Here is a 17,402-nt window from a genome sequence, read left to right on the forward strand (position 1 = left end):
ATTTTAAGTAAAACTAAAAATTGTTTTGCATTTAAATATTAAGTCCTTGTAAAATTATACAGGTTAACCAAATATTAAAAAGAATAAAAATCCTCTTAGGAGATATACTATTAATGTAAAATCTTTAATAAAACTTTTTAATTTAATTTGCAATTACACTAAAATTATTATATAATGTAATTACAAGTTAGCAATGATCTGCTGTGTGCGTGGCACTGGTCTATGTTGAGCCAACATTGATTTAATAGGAAGAAGTTCTTTTTATGGAGTGTTGACCTATCCCTTATTATTAATATTAACTGATAGGTACCAGAAGTGAAAAGGCGGAATCCGCCCGTGGGAGAACGGGTTCAAATATACCAGCATAAACGGCACAGCGGTTTATATTAAAGATTTTACTTGAAATAATAGAGTTAGCAAGGTCAATCTTGCTAACTCTCATTATGAGTAATGAAATGCCACTCTTATGAGTGGCATTTATTTTATGCTAAAAAAATTGCAAAAAAACAGTATAGATTTAAACTATCTATACTGTTTTTTCGACTTTTAATTTCTAACTTTGGCTTTATTCATTTTTAGTCTAGTGAATATCTTACTAATAGTAGAAACCAAAATAATACCTACAGCAATAGAAGCAGCATTAAATAAGGTTTGGATTCCCATTACAATAGATTCATTAACGTTTCCTTGTACTGCTTCAAAAGTAGTATAATACATACCACCCCCAGGAACTAAGGGAATTAAGGCGCATATCAAAAATACAGTAACAGGACTTTTCATAATTCTAGCAAAAACCTCAGAAAATATACTGATAGTTATAGAAGCTACAAATAAAGCTACTATTTCAGTACCACCCGAATTAATTATAAGCGAATAAATTAACCAGCCTAGACCTCCACCAGCAGATGCTATTATTAGGTTTTTTCCTCTTACATTAAAAAGAATACCAAAGCCTAAAGAACTAATAAAGGAATAAAGAATACTTATCATAATTACACACCCCCAAAGATGTATATCCAAATTTTAAATACGATACCTGTACCAGCAGCAATTGCTCCTGCAATCATAAGAGCTTCTAATGATCGAGATAACCCTGACAATAAATCACCAGATATAGTATCTCTTATGCCATTGGTGATGGCTAGACCGGGAACTAAGAGCATTATTGAACCAATGATAATTTTATCTACGTTAAATCCAGTAAAGAAAGTACCAGCTACTAGCGCAATTACCGCAGCTAAGGCTCCGCCTAGAACATTGATAAAGAAGCTGTTTACATCTAACTTATTTAAAAAATTACTTAAAATTTTTATTAGAATACCAGCAATAAAAGAAATAGTAAAATCCCTTATATTACCCCCGAATAATAAAGTAAAGAAAGCAGTGGTGATTCCAGCTGCAATAATAGAAATTTTATCCCCATATCTTTGATGATTCTCGATATTTTTAACCTCATCCTTTAAATCCTTCATTAAAAGAGGTTTAGAGTATAAAGATCTAGATAAATTATTTATGGCAGCCACCTTTTCTAAATCTACTGTTCTTGAAGTAACTCTTCTTATTACGGTATTAGTTTCACCCATTACGTTTGTTATTGAAATCATAACCACTGTAGGAGTGACAAAACTTTCAGTTGTTTTTATATTGTAGGCATTGCAAATCATTGCAATGGTTTGTTCTACTCTATAGGTTTCACCACCGTTTTCAAGCATTATTTTTCCTGCTTCTGCGGCAATATGAACAATTTCATCATTATACACCTAGCTACACATCCTCCCTATAGTAATATCATTGTTATTATATATCAAAAACTCAATAAAATGTAATTTGTTAGAATATTAAATTTCTATTTTATGTAGTATCACCTTTATATAATAAAATATATTAAATACTTTAAAGACGTTAAAAAATCATAATTATGGTACTGGATATAACCCAAAGTGATTAGCGGTAAGACCTTTTTAAAAAGAAATGCAGAAATAAAATGAATAGTTATTTAGTGAAAACCTAGATTTATTTTTTAGGAAATATAATTAGTTAATTATTATATTAATGTAAGAATTGATTAATTATTCACAAATAATTATAATTAGAGTATTGTGAGAAGTACTAAAAATTTTTAAATCTTTTAATTTACTGCTAACCGTACAATTAAAAAGTTATTATATAAAGTCAATGAATTAGAACTTTAATTTTGCTCAAAGAAAAAATAGGGGGTCTATATGAATAGAATTGAGAGTATCTTAGAAAATCTTATCAATAATTTAAAAGAAGGTATTCACATAGTAGATAACAAAGGGAAGACAATTTATTATAATGATTCCATGGCGACCATGGAGGGGCTTAGGGCTGAGGATGTAATTGGGAAAAAAGTTTACGAGTATTTAAAGGGTATGGAAGGGACATCTACGTTAATGAATGCTCTAAAGAATAATGAGGAGTTTAAGGATGTAGTACAGGAATATAGCAATAACCAAGGGAAAAATATTACGTCTATAAATACAACAATACCTGTAGTGATTAACGATAAAACAGTAGCTGCCATAGAAATCGCGAGAGATATGACTCAGCTTAAAAAATTAAATGAAAAAATATGCAAGTTAGAAAGCACAATAAAAGCAAAAGAAAGCAATTATACTTTTAAAGATATTATAGGTAATAGTCCCAAGATAAGAAATGAAGTGAACAAAGCGGTTAAAGCAAGTCTTTCAAATTCTTCTGTGTTAATTTATGGTGAGACAGGTTCAGGAAAAGAACTATTTGCTCAAAGCATTCACTATAACGGTATTAGAAAGGATAAACCTTTTATACCTATTAATTGTGCGGCTATTCCCAGTGCCCTTCTAGAAGGAATGCTATTTGGAACTGTAAAGGGCGGATTTACTGGGGCAGAGAACAAGAAAGGGCTCTTCGAGGAGGCTCATAGAGGTACTGTACTTTTAGATGAAATTAATTCTATGGAGCCATATCTTCAGTCCAAGCTCTTAAGGGTACTTCAAGATGGGTATATTAGACCTGTTGGTAGCAATAAGATTATCGATATAGATGTACGAGTAATTGCAACCTTAAATGAAGAACCAGAAAAGCTTATAAAAGAAGGTAAACTCAGAAAGGACTTTTACTATAGACTAAGTGTTATGAGGATTGATGTACCGCCACTTAGGGAAAGAAAAGAAGATATTAAGGAAATTGCAGATTACTTTATAGACTATTATAATGGGTTACTTTCTAAAAATATCAAATGCCTGAATGATGATGTGTGGGAAAGGTTTCACGAGTATAATTGGCCTGGAAATATTAGAGAATTAAAAAACACAATTGAAGCGGCTATGAATATGGTAGATGATGGCGAAGTATTAACAAAAGAATTCTTCGAAAATAAAATTGCTATGATAGGTGATTTAAGTAATGATAGTAAGTTTAATGGAGAAATATCTTTAAATGATCATCTAGAAGAAGTTGAAAAAGCAATTATAACAAAAATTTATAGAAAAAACAGGGAAAATATCACCAGAACTGCGCATGAATTAAAAATTTCTAGACAAAACCTTCAATATAAATTAAAAAAGTATAATATTTAAAATATTATTTTTGAATAATTATGAAAAGTATGAAAGTGCCATAAATTCGGCAGGATAAGTGCAAAAAAACACGCACTTATCTTTTTTTATTTAAAGGAACATGAAGATGCATAGGTTTACAAATACTTAAAATAGAAAAAAATTTTGCGGTGGTTCATAAAGTTATATTTTTCTTGATTCATAAAAGATGAAATTATACAGGAACGTGCCATTATTAATGAAAATATTCTAAAAAATATAAAAATAAGTTGGCACGTTAATTGCTACTATAGACAATATGAAAAATATTTTTGAAATCTAAGGGGGAAAATATAATGGAAAATGTTAAAGTAGCAATTTGGGGCTTTGGAGCAATGGGAAGCGGAATGGCGCGTATGCTTTTAAAGAAACAAGGCGTGGATATAGTAGGAGTATGTGACTTGCACCCACAAAGAGCGGGAAAAAGTATTTTTGAAGTTTTAGGAGTTGAAAGAGGAGAAAGAGCTGACGTTATTATTAATCCTAATATAGATGAAGTAGTAACTGAAAAAGGCTGCGATATATGTCTTTGTGCAACAGATTCCTTTACTGAAAAAGCTTTTCCAAGATTAAAGTTAATTTTAGAGAAAAAAGTGAATGTAATTTCTACTGCAGAGGAAATGTCTTATCCACAAGCACAAAACCCAGAACTTGCAGCAGAGCTTGATAGAATAGCTAAAGAAAATGGAGTTTCAATACTTGGAACAGGAATAAATCCAGGGTTAATAATGGATTTATTAGTTGTATGTTTAACAGGATGTATGACGGATGTAGAACATATAGAAGCTAAGAGAGTTAATAGCTTATCACCATTTGGACCAGCAGTTATGGAAGAACAAGGAGTAGGAATAACTGTAGATGCATTTAATAAAGGTGTTGCAGATGGAAGTTTAGCTGGACACGTAGGTTTCTCAGAGTCTATTAGAATGATAGGAGATGCTATTGGTTGGAAAGTTGATAAATTTGAGCAGCAAATGGCGCCAATAGTTACATCAGTAGATAGAAAGTCTCCTTTCGGATTTGCAGCTGCTGGAGATGTAGCTGGAGTTAATATGACTGGACAAGGATATGTAGATGGACAAGTTAAAATAGATATGATTCATCCACAACAAATTGAGCCTGAAATGGAAGGAACTTTTACTGGAGATTATATAACAATAAAAGGAACTCCAGAAGTTAATATGTCAATTAAACCAGAGGTTGATGGAGGACTTGGAACAATAGCAATGTGTGTTAACATGATTCCTCATGTTATAAATGCTGATGCAGGTCTAAAAACTATGATAGATTTACCAGTACCAAGAGCTATCATGGGAGACTTTAGAACTTTTATTAAAAGATAATATATTATAAAGCACAGTGTGTATGGAGAATAGAAATACTTTTTTAATTACTGATGATTTTAAAAGGATAGTCACAATTTTAGAGGATTTTTCTATTTTCCATGTTACTTTTAGTTAAGTATAAATTGAGGGTTTATGAGATAAATACAATGAAGTTTTGATAAATTTTGGAGGTGAAAAACTTGATTAAGGTAGGAACATTTGTAGAAATAACTAACAAAGTTTTAGATCCAGAAGATAGATCATCTGCTATACCAGAAGAAACAAAAAGTACTCCACTTATGATGTGGGTAAGAGGTTTTACTATAACAGAATGCAATTTAGGAGAAGAAACAGAAATTGAAACTCCAAGTGGTAGAAGAGCAAAAGGAATAGTGACAGCTGTGGAACCAGCCTACACTCATGATTTTGGTAGATATATAAGTGAGCTAGCATATATAGGAAAACAAGCTAAGGAAATGATTTTTGAGTAGTTTATGAAGAGGTAGGTGAATGAGATGAATAAATACGAAGCTCTTATGGAGAGAAAAAATGAAATAATGATAAAATCAGTAGGTATTGACTTTAGTAAGTATGAAAGAGGAGCATTAGCTTTCGATTATGAAGCTATGATGAGAGATACAGGGTACTCACTAAGTGATGTAATGAAAATACAAAAGGAAGCTGGAGTAGGAAACACTCCCCTTCTTGAACTTAAAAATATCACAGCTCTTGCTAGAAAGGTTTCAAAGACAGGAAAGGCGGCTAGAATTTTTGTAAAGGATGAGAGTTGCAATCCTTCTGGAAGCTTTAAAGATAGAAGGGCTTCCGTTTCAGTATATGATGCAAAGCAAAGAGGATATAAAGGGGTTGCATCTGCAACTTCAGGAAACTATGGTTCAGCAGTAGCATCTCAAGCAGCTATGAAGGGTTTAAAGTGCATAATAGTTCAAGAATGTTATGATTCTAAAAAGGTTGGACAACCAGAAATTTTGGAGAAAGGAAGAAAGTGTGAAGGTTTAGGCGCAGAAGTACTTCAACTTACTGTAGGACCAGAGTTATTTTACACATACTTAAATGTATTAGAAGAAACAGGATTTTATAATGCTTCACTATATTCTTCATATGGAATTGCAGGAGTAGAAACTTTAGGTTATGAAATTGCAACTCAATGTAGAGAGAAATTTGGAAAAGACCCAGAAGTAGTAATTGCAACTCATGCTGGTGGAGGAAATGTAACTGGTACTGCTAGAGGATTAATAAAAGCAGGAGCTACTGATACAAAAGTTGTTGGAGCTTCAGTAAACTTACAAGGACTTCATATGGCTAGTGATAAGGATTTCAACAGAAAATCCTTTACTACAGGACATACTGGTTTTGGAATACCTTTCATGGTATGGCCAGATAGAAGTGATGTACCAAGAAGTGCAGCAAGACCATTAAGATACTTAGATAGATATGTAACAGTGGCTCAAGGTCAAGTATTCTACATGACAGAACTTCTTGCACAGTTAGAAGGGTTAGAAAGAGGACCAGCAGGAAACACTTCCCTTGCCGCAGCCTTTGTTATTGCTCAAGAAATGAATGATGATGAAATTATTGTTGTACAAGAAACAGAATATACTGGAGCAGGTAAACACATATTACCTCAGCTTACTTTTGCTAAGGGAAATGGAATAGAAATCCTTAAGGGAGATCCAAAGACAGAAGTTCCAGGTGAAAATATTGTGTTACCAGAAAATCCAGCAATGCTTCAAATAGATGATAAGGATTTAAATGGATATAGAAAATCACTTATCAAAAATAGTATTAAAAAGTTAGAAAGCAATATAATGGATATTCTTGATGTAGATTTCCTTTGTGAAGAAACAAAGTTAAGCAAAGTAGAAGTATTAAATATACTTTCTAGTCACGATATATACGTTAAATAAGTAAATTGGGGGGAAAAGTAGTGAAAAGAGAAGACGATTTTCAAAAAAGAAGAGAACACTTAAAGAATTTAACTGATGAACAACTATATGAAAGATTTTGGGCATTAACTGAGGAAATAGCTAAGCCAATGGTGGATTTAGCATATGGTAATACTTCATCTTCAATAGAAAGATCAGTACTTTTAAGAATGGGATTTTCAAGCTTAGAAGCTTCAAAAATAGTTCAAGAAGGTATGAAAGCAAAACTTTTAGGAAAAGGCATAGGTAATGTAGTTTTAAAATATGCAGAACATAGAGGAATGAACTATATTGAGGCTGGCCGTGAACTTGGAGAAGGCAAAGGCTGGAATGAAGCATCAGGATTGTTTAGGGGGGATAAATAATGCTAGAAGAAAACAAAAAAATAAATGTGGAAGAGATACTTAAAGACTTAGATAAGTATGAGCCAAAAAGAAGAGGTTGGCATTGGAGAGAAGCTCACAATGAACCAGTAGGTGAGTTTGAATATAGAGAAATAACAAAACCACTTAAAAAGAGTAAGGCTCTTCCATCAGCGAGAAGCTTTGGTAACATAGATCCTCAACCAAAACCAGTTATCACAACAGAAATTGCTTCAGGAAGATTTGAAGATGATATAAGAAGAATGAGAATGGCTGCATGGCATGGTGCTGACCATATTATGGTTATTAGAACTGCTGGACAAAGTCATTATGATGGTCTAATTGAAGGTTCGCCAGAAGGAATTGGTGGAGTTCCAATTACAAGAAAAGAAGTAAGAGCTACTAGAAAAGCTATTGATTTAATAGAAGAAGAAGTTGGAAGAGAAATAAACTTCCACTCATATGTATCAGGGGTTGCAGGTCCTGATATAGCAGTTATGTTTGCTGAAGAGGGAGTTAATGGTGCTCACCAAGACCCACAATATAACGTTCTTTACAGAAACATTAACATGGTAAGATCCTTCGTTGATGCTGCTGTGGCTAAGCATATGATGGCTTGGGCAGATATGCTTCAAATAGATGGAGCTCATAATGCAAATGCAACAGCTATGAAAGGGTACATGGTAATGCCTGAGCTTATGGTTCAACATGCTATAAACTCTAAATACTCTGAAATGGTTGGTATGAAACCAAGCAATATAGCATTATCTACAGTACCACCAACAGCTCCACCAGCACCAGCATTAAGATATGATTTACCTTATGCAGTTGCACTAAGAGATTTATTTAAAAATTATAAAATGAGAGCTCAAATGAACACTAAGTACATGGATTCTTGTACAAGAGAAGCTACAGTAACTCATAGTTTAAACCTATTGATTTCTGAGCTTACTTCAGCAGATATTCAAAGTACAATAACTCCTGATGAAGGAAGAAACGTTCCATGGCATTACAATAACATCCATGCAGTAAATACTGCAAAGCAAGCTTTAATTGGTATGGATGGTTTAATGGATATGGTAGAGCTTAAGAAGGAAGGATATCTTCCAGAAAAAGTTAGAGAGCTTAAGGAAAGAGCTGTACTATTCCTAGAAGAAATTATTGAAAATGGTGGATACTTTAAAGCGGTTGAAGAAGGATTCTTCGTTGACTCAGGTGAATATCCAGCAAGAAATGGTGATGGTATCGCTCGTAAAATAGATGGAGGACTTGCAGTTGATACTGTAGTTCCAAGAGATAAGGATTACTTCGCACCAGTTTGTGCCCATTTTGGATACAACAATGTGCCAGAAAAATATGAACATGCTTGTGAGGCAATTGAAGGTTGTACTTTCTGTGATAGAAGCAAAATCGTATACATTGATGAATTAGATGAAGAAGATAACGTTTATAAGAGAATGGAAAAAGTTAAAGATGATGGAACAATAGTTCCAGAGGTTGAATGGAAAAGAGATGGATATATATCTGCTACAATCTTTATACCAGAAGATGTAAGAGTTGCAGAAGCAGCAGCTATTGAAATGGGTAAAAAGATGAACTTAACAGATGTAGAAGTTATCCATAAACAAGTAATGCAGGATGCAGAAGGAACTTTAGTTGAAATTAAAGGAAGAGTTAACTTTAAAATTGTTAAAGATGAACTTAAGCTTCCAGAAGTTAAACAAATTCTTGATGATAATGTAATGAGAGATTATGTAAAAGAGCATCCGCTTAAAGTAGTAGCTGCTACAGTTGGAGAAGATGAACACTCTGTTGGCTTAAGAGAAGTAATAGACATTAAGCACGGTGGAATAGAGAAATATGGTATTGAAGCTGTATATCTTGGAACATCTTGCCCAATAGAAAAACTTATTGATGCTGCAATAGAGACTAAAGCTCAAGCAATATTAATGAGTACAATTATTACTCATAATGATATTCATATGAAAAACATGAGAAAGTTAAATGATCTTTGTATTGAAAAAGGAGTTAGAGACAAATTCATACTAGCTTGTGGTGGAACTCAAGTTTCTAATGAAATTGCTGTAACTAATGGAATGGATGCTGGTTTTGGACGTGGAACTAAGGGACATCACGTAGCTTCCTTCATCATTGAAACTTTAATGAAAGAAGAGCAGTAAATATAATTTAAAATTATAAGCTAATAATTAAGTTTGTAAGCTTTAAAAGAGATAAACTAAAATAAAGTTAAGGGCATACAACAGTTTTGTATGCCCTTAAACATAGGAGTGTGTTTATGAAGGTAGAGTATTTGATTGCAGAAATTGGCAGTACTACTACCCTTGTTACAGCCTTTAACTTTAAAAATGGGGTAGAAGTAATTGGTCAAGGAAAAGCTTTTACTTCTGTATTACAAGGGGATGTAACTATTGGACTTAAAACTGCGGTACAGGAAATAGAAGAAGTTTTAGGTGAAAAAATAGAATATGGCAGAATGCTAGCAACCAGTAGTGCGGCAGGAGGATTAAAAATCACTGTTCATGGTCTAGTAGAAGATATGACAGTGAAGGCAGCAAGAGAAGCAGCTCTTGGAGCCGGTGGAATTATCAAAATGGTCACTGCAGGAAAACTTAGAAAATCAGATGTAAAGAAGATTAGAGAAATAAATCCAAATCTTATTATGATAGCAGGAGGCACAGATTACGGTGAGAGAGACACTGCTCTTTATAACTCAGAAGTACTATCAGAAGCAGATCTTGGAATCCCTGTAGTTTACTGTGGAAACTGTGCCAATGTAGAAGAAATTAAGGAAATCTTTGAAGGAAAAGAACTTTATGTTATAAATAATGTTTATCCAAGGGTGGATGAATTAAATGTAGAGCCAGCAAGAGCGATAATACAAGATGCATTTGAAAAAAATATAGTTAAAGCTGGGGGCATGGATAAGATAAAAGAAATGGTAGACGGAGCTATAATGCCTACACCAGGTGCAGTAATGGAATCAACTAAGCTTTTATATGAAATTCTTGGAGATGTTATTGTTTTTGATGTAGGGGGAGCAACTACTGATCTTCATTCTGTTACAGAAGGAAGTTTAGAGGTTCTTGATATTTTAGTTACTCCAGAACCAAAAGCCAAAAGAACTGTAGAAGGCGATTTAGGAGTATATGTGAATAGAGCTAATGTTATTGACCTTTTAAGTCATCATGAACTTCAAGGAAATACAAAAGAATATATAGAAAGTCAAATAAAACCAATTCCATCTCTAGAAGAAGAGAAAAAATGGAGTTGTGTTCTAACTAAAAAGGCAGTAGAAGTAGCTATAAATAGACATGTTGGAAGTATAAAAAGAGTTTATGGAGCAGGGAAAAACTTTTTAGCTTATGGAAAAGACCTTTCCATGGTTAAATACATTATTGGTACAGGAGGAGCTTTAACTAGGCTTCCAAGAGGAGAAGAAACCTTGGAAGGTATAAAAGAAGTTAAAGAAGATTTAACCATGTATCCAAGGGGAGAAGCAAAAGTCCTTATTGATAACATGTACATTATGGCTTGTGCTGGAGTTTTAAGCAGGGAGAACAAAGAAGCTGCAATAACATTATTAAAGGAGAGTCTTAAAATATGAAAAGAAGCTATCCATGTATAGAAGCTAACTTAAGTAAAATAAGACATAATACAGCTACAATCCTTGAAATCTGTCAAAGGCTAGGAATAGATGTGGTTGGAGTAACAAAGGTGTTTTGCGCACAAAAACCAATAGTTAATTCCATGATTGAAGGTGGATTAAAGGTTATAGGAGATTCAAGGCTTTCGAATCTTAGAAAAGTCAGTGATGCAAAATGTGAAAAGCTTTTACTAAGAATCCCTATGGAAAGTGATGCAACATCTGTGGTAAAGTATGCCGATATATCATTGAACTCCGAGATTGACACTATAAAAAAAATATCTAAAGCTGCTAAGAGGGCAAATAAGACTCATAAGGTTATACTGATGATAGATTTAGGGGATTTAAGAGAAGGGGTTCTTGAATACGACGTACTAGATACTGCAAAGGAAATCATTAAACTTGAAAATATTGAACTCATAGGCGTAGGAACAAATTTAACTTGTTATGGTGGAGTTCTACCTGATGAAACAAATTTAAATAAACTTATTGAGATAAAAGAGAAACTTGAAAGAGTTCTAGAAGTAAAATTACCTATAATATCAGGGGGGAATTCTAGCAGTCTTTATATGGTTTTAGATGATACTATGCCAAAAGGAATAAATCAATTAAGACTTGGGGAATCCATAGTTTTAGGTAGAGAAACAGCTTATGGAAATGAGGTTCCTAACGCGCATAAGGATTGTTTCATTCTTAAAGGGGAAATCATAGAAATTAAAAATAAACCTTCCATACCAACTGGTAAAATAGGGTTAGATGCTTTTGGGGAAGTACCAAAGTTTGAAGATAGGGGAGTTATAAAAAGGGCCATCATAGCACTAGGAAGGCAAGACATAAAAGTTGATGGCATAGAACCTTTAGATAATAAAATCAAAGTTCTTGGGGCAAGTAGTGACCACCTAATTTTGGATGTTACTGAAAGTAAGTATGATTATAAAGTTGGGGATATAGTAGATTTTTATATGGATTATGGATGTCTATTACAAGCCATGACTTCACCTTATGTAAGCAAATATTATGTGGGATAGATAGATTAATTAGTTAAGCACTCTAACTTAGGTTTGAGTGTTTTTTTATTTATCCAATAACTTGTGTTTATATTATAAAAGTAAAAGATATAGATTTAGTGCAAAGTGCAATATGAAAAACTCTAGTGATAAAGTTTATCACTAAGGTAATATGGCATTTGAAAAATCTATTTAGTGGATAAGTTTAACATTTTAATTGGAGTTTTGTTATAAGGATACAGTGATCAAACATATACATATTAATATATCAAATATTATTAAAAGTAGAGGATTCCTTAATAAGAAATCATTAATTTTTTACAAACAAAAGATGTCTATTCATTTGAATAATGTAGTTTACATACTTATCTAACTTAATAGTGAATTTTTAAGGAGGTGTTTTTCTATGAATGCTAATACAAACAGTTATAAGAATTTGTTTGTAACAAAGATAGGTAATATCTTTGAAAAAATGTTTAAAAGGTCATTGTATCGAATCCTTCTAACTATTTTAGGTTTTCCAGTGCTAATTGTTGTGGGAATAAAATATTTGATGGATAAAAAAGACTATAGTTATGCCGAATTTGAAAAAAACATTGAGAATCAGTTTTATCAAGATGGAAAAAAGAAAGTTTTAAAGGAAGAAATTCAGAATCAATTAAATAATAAACTTAAATTCTTCAATAAAACCTTAAGTGATGATGAGTTCAATAAAGAAGTAGATAAAATTTTTCAACGAAGGATAAAAGAATTATTGTCTTTTGAAATAGATAAAGCTTTCAAAAATAAAGAAATCAAAAAGGTTACCTTTACGCAAAGCTTCAAAGGTATGTTAGAAAAAAAAGCATTTTACTACTTTGTAGTTATTATAGGGTTTCCAATGCTGCTGCTTATGGGAATATACAATAATCCATATTTTAAATATATTTTTGAGAGACTTGTAATGATGATTTTTGTTATTTTTGGAGTTACTTTTTTAGTTTTTACTATAATGTATCTATCTCCATTAGATCCAGCTGTAAATATTTTAGGTCAGGGTGCAACAGCAGAACAAATAGCAGATTTCAATAGAATATATGGCCTTGATAAACCATATTTTGTTCAGTTACTAGAAACCTTTAAAAACTTATTTACCTTTGATTTAGGAAAGTCTTTCTCAGGGAATGAAGAAGTTATTGCTTCAATTGCTAGAAAATTCCCAGTAACCTTAAACCTAACCTTTATCTCTTTAGTGGTAGGAATAGTCCTCGCTATACCAGCAGGTATAATTTCTGCCACTCGTCCTTACTCCGCTTATGATTTTATTTTTATGTTAGTAGCATTGATTGGACTATCACTTCCAAACTTTTGGTTTGGGCTTGTATTAATATTGAATTTTTCTATAGAGATGAAGCTGCTACCAGCCACCTTCACTGTAGGAAATTGGTTATCCTTCATCATGCCTGCAATAGTACTTGGTACAGATTTGGCTGCTACCATAGCAAGGATGACAAGATCTTCCATGTTAGAAGTAGTTAAACAAGATTATATACTTACAGCAAGAGCTAAGGGACTAAGTGAAAAGAAGGTTATTATAAAACATGCCTTAGGAAACGCTATGATTCCTATAGTAACAGTAATAGGTCTTCAATTTGGAGGTATGCTTGGTGGCTCAGCAGTTACAGAGAAAGTATTCAATGTAAATGGTATTGGAAGTTTTATAGTTGATAAGCAGTTTGTTCCTGATATACCCATAGTCCTCGCTGGAGTTGTGTATGTAGCGGTAATTATTAGTGTGGCAAACCTTGTGGTAGATATTATGTATTCATTCTTAGACCCAAGAATCAAATCTAAAATGAAAAATTATTAATGTTGAGGAGTTTGGTCATATGCAGAATAGCAAATATTATTTAAAACGAGAAAAGCAGAGGAAATTAAATAAATTTAAAGAGTATTCTACTTCGAATTTTGCATTAGGAGCTTCCTTCAGTGTTTTTCTAATAATATTTTTAAATTATTTAAGCTCAAGTGGTACGGAAGCAAATAAAGCATTAATGGCAATATCATTAATATATCTTATAGGTGGAATAATCCAATGTTATATATCATTAAGAATTAAAAAAGATATATTAAATCTTAATGATATATCAGATTCAACTAGAAGATTAGGATATATACTAATACCTTTAGTTTTTACTGCTAATATTTTCAATGTAATATCAGGATTAATTTTAATAAAAAAAGAAAAGGGAATAGAATATATTCTTTCTATTTATATGACCTTGGTTTCTTTAAGTATAATGTTCATTTCTATATTAAATTTGTTCAAAGACTATGTTTCTAATACTTATAATATTGGAATGACTATTTTATTTTTAATAACAATATTTTACTTAATAACAATGATGATGATTCACAAATACGTTAATGGAAAAAAAGTAGATAAAAAGTTGAAATATATTGCAGTAATTCTCATACTAACTTCCGTTACAGGTAATATTTTTGCATTAATTCTAGGGATGATTATTTTAAGAAAACTAAGAAATAAAGATGATGAAATTTCCATAGAATGGATAGATATTTTGAGAAGATTATTTAGAAATAACATGGCAATAGTTGGACTACTTTTTATAACTTTTTTATTGTCAGTATCTATTTGTAGTTACTTAACTTTTGATTACTCCATTGCTATAGACAATGACTATAGCAAGATATTACTATCACCAAGTTTACAATATCCTTTTGGTACAGATGATTTTGGAAGATGTGTATTTACTCGGATAATTTTTGGGGCAAGAATTTCATTAATAGTAGGATTAATATCAACAATAGTACCTATAGTTATTGGGGGAGCCCTAGGTGCAATATCAGGATATTATGGGAAAAAAGCTGATAATATCATAATGAGATCCTTAGATATTTTATATGCTGTTCCGGGCATATTACTTGCAATTGCCATAGTGGCAGCCTTTGGAGCTAATACCTTTAATTTAATTATGGCCTTAAGTATTGGAGGAATACCAGGGTATGCAAGAACTGTGAGAGCAACTGTATTAAGTATTTCAAGTAGTGAATTTGTTGAAGCAGCAAAAGCTTGTGGGGCCAAAGATTATACTATTATTTTCAAACATATTATACCTAATTCTTTAGCACCAATTATTGTAAGAGCAACATTAGCCATAGGAGGTGCTGTTTTATCTACAAGCAGTTTGAGTTACTTAGGATTGGGAGTAGAACCTCATATACCAGAGTGGGGAAATATATTGAAAGTTGGTAGTAATTATTTAGAAACAAATCCATATTTAGCTATATATCCAGGACTTGCAATAATAGCTATTGTGTTAGCTTTTAACTTCTTTGGAGACGGTGTAAGGGATGCTTTAGATCCAAAACTAAAATAGTAGGTGATTGAAATGAATGATATTCTTGAAGTAAGAAATTTACATGTTCATTATGTTACTGAAGATGAAACTGTGAAAGCAGTGAATGGTGTAAATTTTGCAATAAACAGTGGCGAAAGTTTAGGTATAGTGGGTGAAACAGGTGCTGGAAAAACTACTACAGCCTTAGCTATTATGCAACTAGTTCCTTATCCTCCTGGAGTTATTGTAGATGGAGAAATAATTTTTAAAGAGAGAAATTTAATATATAACAGCAACAAAGAAAATCAAGAGATTAGAGGAAATGGAATATCTATGATATTCCAAGATCCTATGACTGCTTTAAACCCTATAATGACCATTGGACAACAATTATCTGAAGTTGTGATAAATCATAAGAAGATAAGTAAAGAAGAAGCAAAAAAGCAAGTTATTGAAATGTTAGAGGTTGTAGGAGTGAAAGGTGATAGATATAACGACTATCCGCATCAGTTTTCAGGAGGGATGAAACAAAGAGTTGTAATTACAATGGCGCTGCTATGTAATCCAGAACTCCTCATAGCTGATGAACCAACCACAGCACTAGATGTAACTATTCAAGCTCAAGTATTAGAAATTATAAAGAAATTAAGAGAAAAGTATAACATGTCAATGATGCTAATAACTCATGACTTAGGTGTGGTAGCGGAAACTTGTGATAGAGTTGCTATTATGTATGCTGGAGAAATAGTAGAAATGGGAACTATAGAAGAAATTTTCACAAATGCCTTACATCCATATACAAGAGGACTGTTTTTATCTATTCCTAAATTAGAAGAGGATACTGATAAATTAATACCTATAGAAGGACAAATTCCAAATTCAGCAGATTTACCTTGTGGTTGTTATTTTCACCCTAGATGCAAATATAAGCAAGAGATATGTGAAAATATTTCCCCAAGTGTAAAGGGAGAAGGTCATATTTATAAATGCCATTTTTCATTATTTTAACTGTATTTTCAAGGTGAAAATCAACTATGACTATTAGTGAAATTGGAGTTTCATTCAAAGCTGTTGAAGCAGTGAAATCCTTCATTATTAAAAAGGAGAATAAAGAATATGAGTGGTTTGCTAGAAGTGAAAAATTTAAAAAAGTATTTTGAAGTTTCTAACGGCCTTCTTAGTGCAGTAGATAATGTGAGCTTTTCTATAAAAGAGGGGGAAACTTTAGGAATTGTAGGGGAATCAGGCTGTGGTAAAAGTACCTTAGGGAGAGCTATCATAAGATTACATGAACCAACAGCAGGAAGAGTATTATTTAATGGTATGGATATAACCTCATTTAACAAAGAGGAAATGAGGCAGATGAGAAAGCACATGCAAATTATTTTTCAAGATCCTTATGCCTCATTAAATCCTAGATTTACAATATCTCAAATAATAGAAGAGCCATTAAAATTGCACAAAGTATATAAATCTGAGGGAGAGAGAAAACAAAAAGTTGAAGAACTTATGGAATTAGTTGGCCTATCAAAAAGAATGTATAATTGTTATCCTCATGAATTTGATGGAGGTAGAAGGCAAAGAGTAGTTATTGCCAGAGCTTTATCTATAAATCCCAAATTCATTGTATGTGACGAACCAGTTAGTGCCCTTGACGTTTCTGTGCAAGCTCAAATCATAAATTTAATGATGGAATTACAGGAAAGACTAGGACTCACATATATATTTATCTCACATGATTTATCTGTAGTAAAACATATTTCAGATAATGTGGGAGTTATGTATTTAGGGCAATTAATAGAGAAAGGATCAAAAAAACACATCTTTAAAAAGCCATTACACCCTTATACTATAGCTTTATTATCTGCAATACCATCTATGAATATAAAAAATAAGAAAGAAAAAATAATTTTAAAAGGTGAAATAAGTTCACCTATTAATCCAAAGCCAGGATGTAGGTTCGCAGCTAGATGCCCATTTGTTCAAGAACAATGTAAAATCAAGGATCCGGAACTACTTCAGGTAGAAGAAGATCACTTTGTAGCATGCTATAGATACAAAGAAATTCTGAGTAATACGTTAAGATATTAAGCAATTTAGTATCAATATTTATTAGTTCACTATTAGTAGATTGGCTAATCATAGTAGGAACTAATTT

14 protein-coding genes and 1 other RNA gene are annotated in these 17,402 nt (G+C 32.3%); 13 read left to right on the forward strand and 2 right to left on the reverse strand.

The genetic code is table 11. From position 1 onward, the window contains the following. Positions 1–192 precede the first annotated feature (192 nt). Positions 193–387, forward strand: a non-coding RNA gene (ssrS, locus tag RR409_RS07790) — 6S RNA. 159 nt (positions 388–546) lie between these two features. On the opposite strand, the gene RR409_RS07795 is transcribed toward ssrS, so the two are convergent. Further along, positions 547–990, reverse strand: coding sequence for a threonine/serine exporter family protein (locus RR409_RS07795; protein ID WP_332557175.1), 444 nt, complete (start codon positions 988–990; stop codon positions 547–549). Between the two features lie 2 nt (positions 991–992). Continuing rightward, complete coding sequence (locus RR409_RS07800) at positions 993–1,760, reverse strand: threonine/serine exporter family protein (protein ID WP_332557176.1); 768 nt, start codon at positions 1,758–1,760, stop codon at positions 993–995. Positions 1,761–2,222: 462 nt separating this feature from the next. Here RR409_RS07800 and RR409_RS07805 point away from each other — a divergent pair, with 462 nt between their 5' ends. The 12 genes from RR409_RS07805 (at position 2,223) to RR409_RS07860 (ending at position 17,335) form a co-directional block, all read left to right on the forward strand. Further along, entirely contained in the window at positions 2,223–3,581 is a 1,359-nt protein-coding gene (locus RR409_RS07805) for a sigma 54-interacting transcriptional regulator (RefSeq protein WP_332557177.1), read from the forward strand. Between the two features lie 314 nt (positions 3,582–3,895). Further along, positions 3,896–4,942 carry a 2,4-diaminopentanoate dehydrogenase gene (gene ord / locus RR409_RS07810; RefSeq protein ID WP_332557178.1) on the forward strand — a complete coding sequence of 349 codons (1,047 nt, stop codon included), beginning with the start codon at positions 3,896–3,898 and terminating at the stop codon, positions 4,940–4,942. Between the two features lie 173 nt (positions 4,943–5,115). Continuing rightward, positions 5,116–5,415 carry a 2-amino-4-oxopentanoate thiolase subunit OrtA gene (gene ortA, locus RR409_RS07815; RefSeq protein ID WP_332557222.1) on the forward strand — a complete coding sequence of 100 codons (300 nt, stop codon included), beginning with the start codon at positions 5,116–5,118 and terminating at the stop codon, positions 5,413–5,415. Between the two features lie 24 nt (positions 5,416–5,439). Then, on the forward strand, positions 5,440–6,852 hold the full coding sequence (gene ortB, locus RR409_RS07820; RefSeq protein ID WP_332557179.1) for a 2-amino-4-oxopentanoate thiolase subunit OrtB: 1,413 nt from the start codon (positions 5,440–5,442) through the stop codon (positions 6,850–6,852). Between the two features lie 20 nt (positions 6,853–6,872). Then, positions 6,873–7,235, forward strand: coding sequence for an ornithine aminomutase subunit alpha (locus RR409_RS07825; RefSeq protein ID WP_332557180.1), 363 nt, complete (start codon positions 6,873–6,875; stop codon positions 7,233–7,235). Further along, a complete protein-coding gene (gene oraE / locus RR409_RS07830; protein WP_332557181.1) occupies positions 7,235–9,412 on the forward strand; it encodes a D-ornithine 4,5-aminomutase subunit OraE in 2,178 nt (725 codons plus the stop codon). The genes RR409_RS07825 and oraE overlap by 1 nt, the downstream gene beginning before the upstream one ends. Before the next feature lie 116 nt (positions 9,413–9,528). Next, complete coding sequence (locus tag RR409_RS07835) at positions 9,529–10,857, forward strand: GlmL-related ornithine degradation protein (protein ID WP_332557182.1); 1,329 nt, start codon at positions 9,529–9,531, stop codon at positions 10,855–10,857. Then, positions 10,854–11,924 carry an ornithine racemase Orr gene (gene orr / locus RR409_RS07840; protein WP_332557183.1) on the forward strand — a complete coding sequence of 357 codons (1,071 nt, stop codon included), beginning with the start codon at positions 10,854–10,856 and terminating at the stop codon, positions 11,922–11,924. The genes RR409_RS07835 and orr overlap by 4 nt, the downstream gene beginning before the upstream one ends. Positions 11,925–12,309: 385 nt before the next feature. Further along, a complete protein-coding gene (locus RR409_RS07845; protein ID WP_332557184.1) occupies positions 12,310–13,752 on the forward strand; it encodes an ABC transporter permease in 1,443 nt (480 codons plus the stop codon). A 19-nt stretch (positions 13,753–13,771) separates the two neighbouring features. Next, on the forward strand, positions 13,772–15,283 hold the full coding sequence (locus RR409_RS07850; RefSeq protein ID WP_332557185.1) for an ABC transporter permease: 1,512 nt from the start codon (positions 13,772–13,774) through the stop codon (positions 15,281–15,283). Between the two features lie 12 nt (positions 15,284–15,295). Further along, entirely contained in the window at positions 15,296–16,252 is a 957-nt protein-coding gene (locus RR409_RS07855) for an ABC transporter ATP-binding protein (protein ID WP_332557186.1), read from the forward strand. 108 nt (positions 16,253–16,360) lie between these two features. Continuing rightward, positions 16,361–17,335 carry a dipeptide ABC transporter ATP-binding protein gene (locus RR409_RS07860; protein ID WP_332557187.1) on the forward strand — a complete coding sequence of 325 codons (975 nt, stop codon included), beginning with the start codon at positions 16,361–16,363 and terminating at the stop codon, positions 17,333–17,335. Positions 17,336–17,402 lie beyond the last annotated feature (67 nt).

Source organism: Clostridium sp., assembly GCF_036642255.1.
Lineage (GTDB): Bacteria > Bacillota > Clostridia > Clostridiales > Clostridiaceae > Clostridium_J.

Bases quoted from the DNA above. Each gene is read 5' to 3' on its own strand.
- RR409_RS07805 (WP_332557177.1), top strand. From the start codon at position 2,223: ATGAATAGAATTGAGAGTATCTTAGAAAATCTTATCAATAATTTAAAA.
- RR409_RS07795 (WP_332557175.1), bottom strand. From the start codon at position 990: ATGATAAGTATTCTTTATTCCTTTATTAGTTCTTTAGGCTTTGGTATT.
- RR409_RS07850 (WP_332557185.1), top strand. From the start codon at position 13,772: ATGCAGAATAGCAAATATTATTTAAAACGAGAAAAGCAGAGGAAATTA.
- RR409_RS07835 (WP_332557182.1), top strand. From the start codon at position 9,529: ATGAAGGTAGAGTATTTGATTGCAGAAATTGGCAGTACTACTACCCTT.
- ord (WP_332557178.1), top strand. From the start codon at position 3,896: ATGGAAAATGTTAAAGTAGCAATTTGGGGCTTTGGAGCAATGGGAAGC.
- RR409_RS07855 (WP_332557186.1), top strand. From the start codon at position 15,296: ATGAATGATATTCTTGAAGTAAGAAATTTACATGTTCATTATGTTACT.
- oraE (WP_332557181.1), top strand. From the start codon at position 7,235: ATGCTAGAAGAAAACAAAAAAATAAATGTGGAAGAGATACTTAAAGAC.
- RR409_RS07860 (WP_332557187.1), top strand. From the start codon at position 16,361: ATGAGTGGTTTGCTAGAAGTGAAAAATTTAAAAAAGTATTTTGAAGTT.
- RR409_RS07845 (WP_332557184.1), top strand. From the start codon at position 12,310: ATGAATGCTAATACAAACAGTTATAAGAATTTGTTTGTAACAAAGATA.
- orr (WP_332557183.1), top strand. From the start codon at position 10,854: ATGAAAAGAAGCTATCCATGTATAGAAGCTAACTTAAGTAAAATAAGA.
- ortB (WP_332557179.1), top strand. From the start codon at position 5,440: ATGAATAAATACGAAGCTCTTATGGAGAGAAAAAATGAAATAATGATA.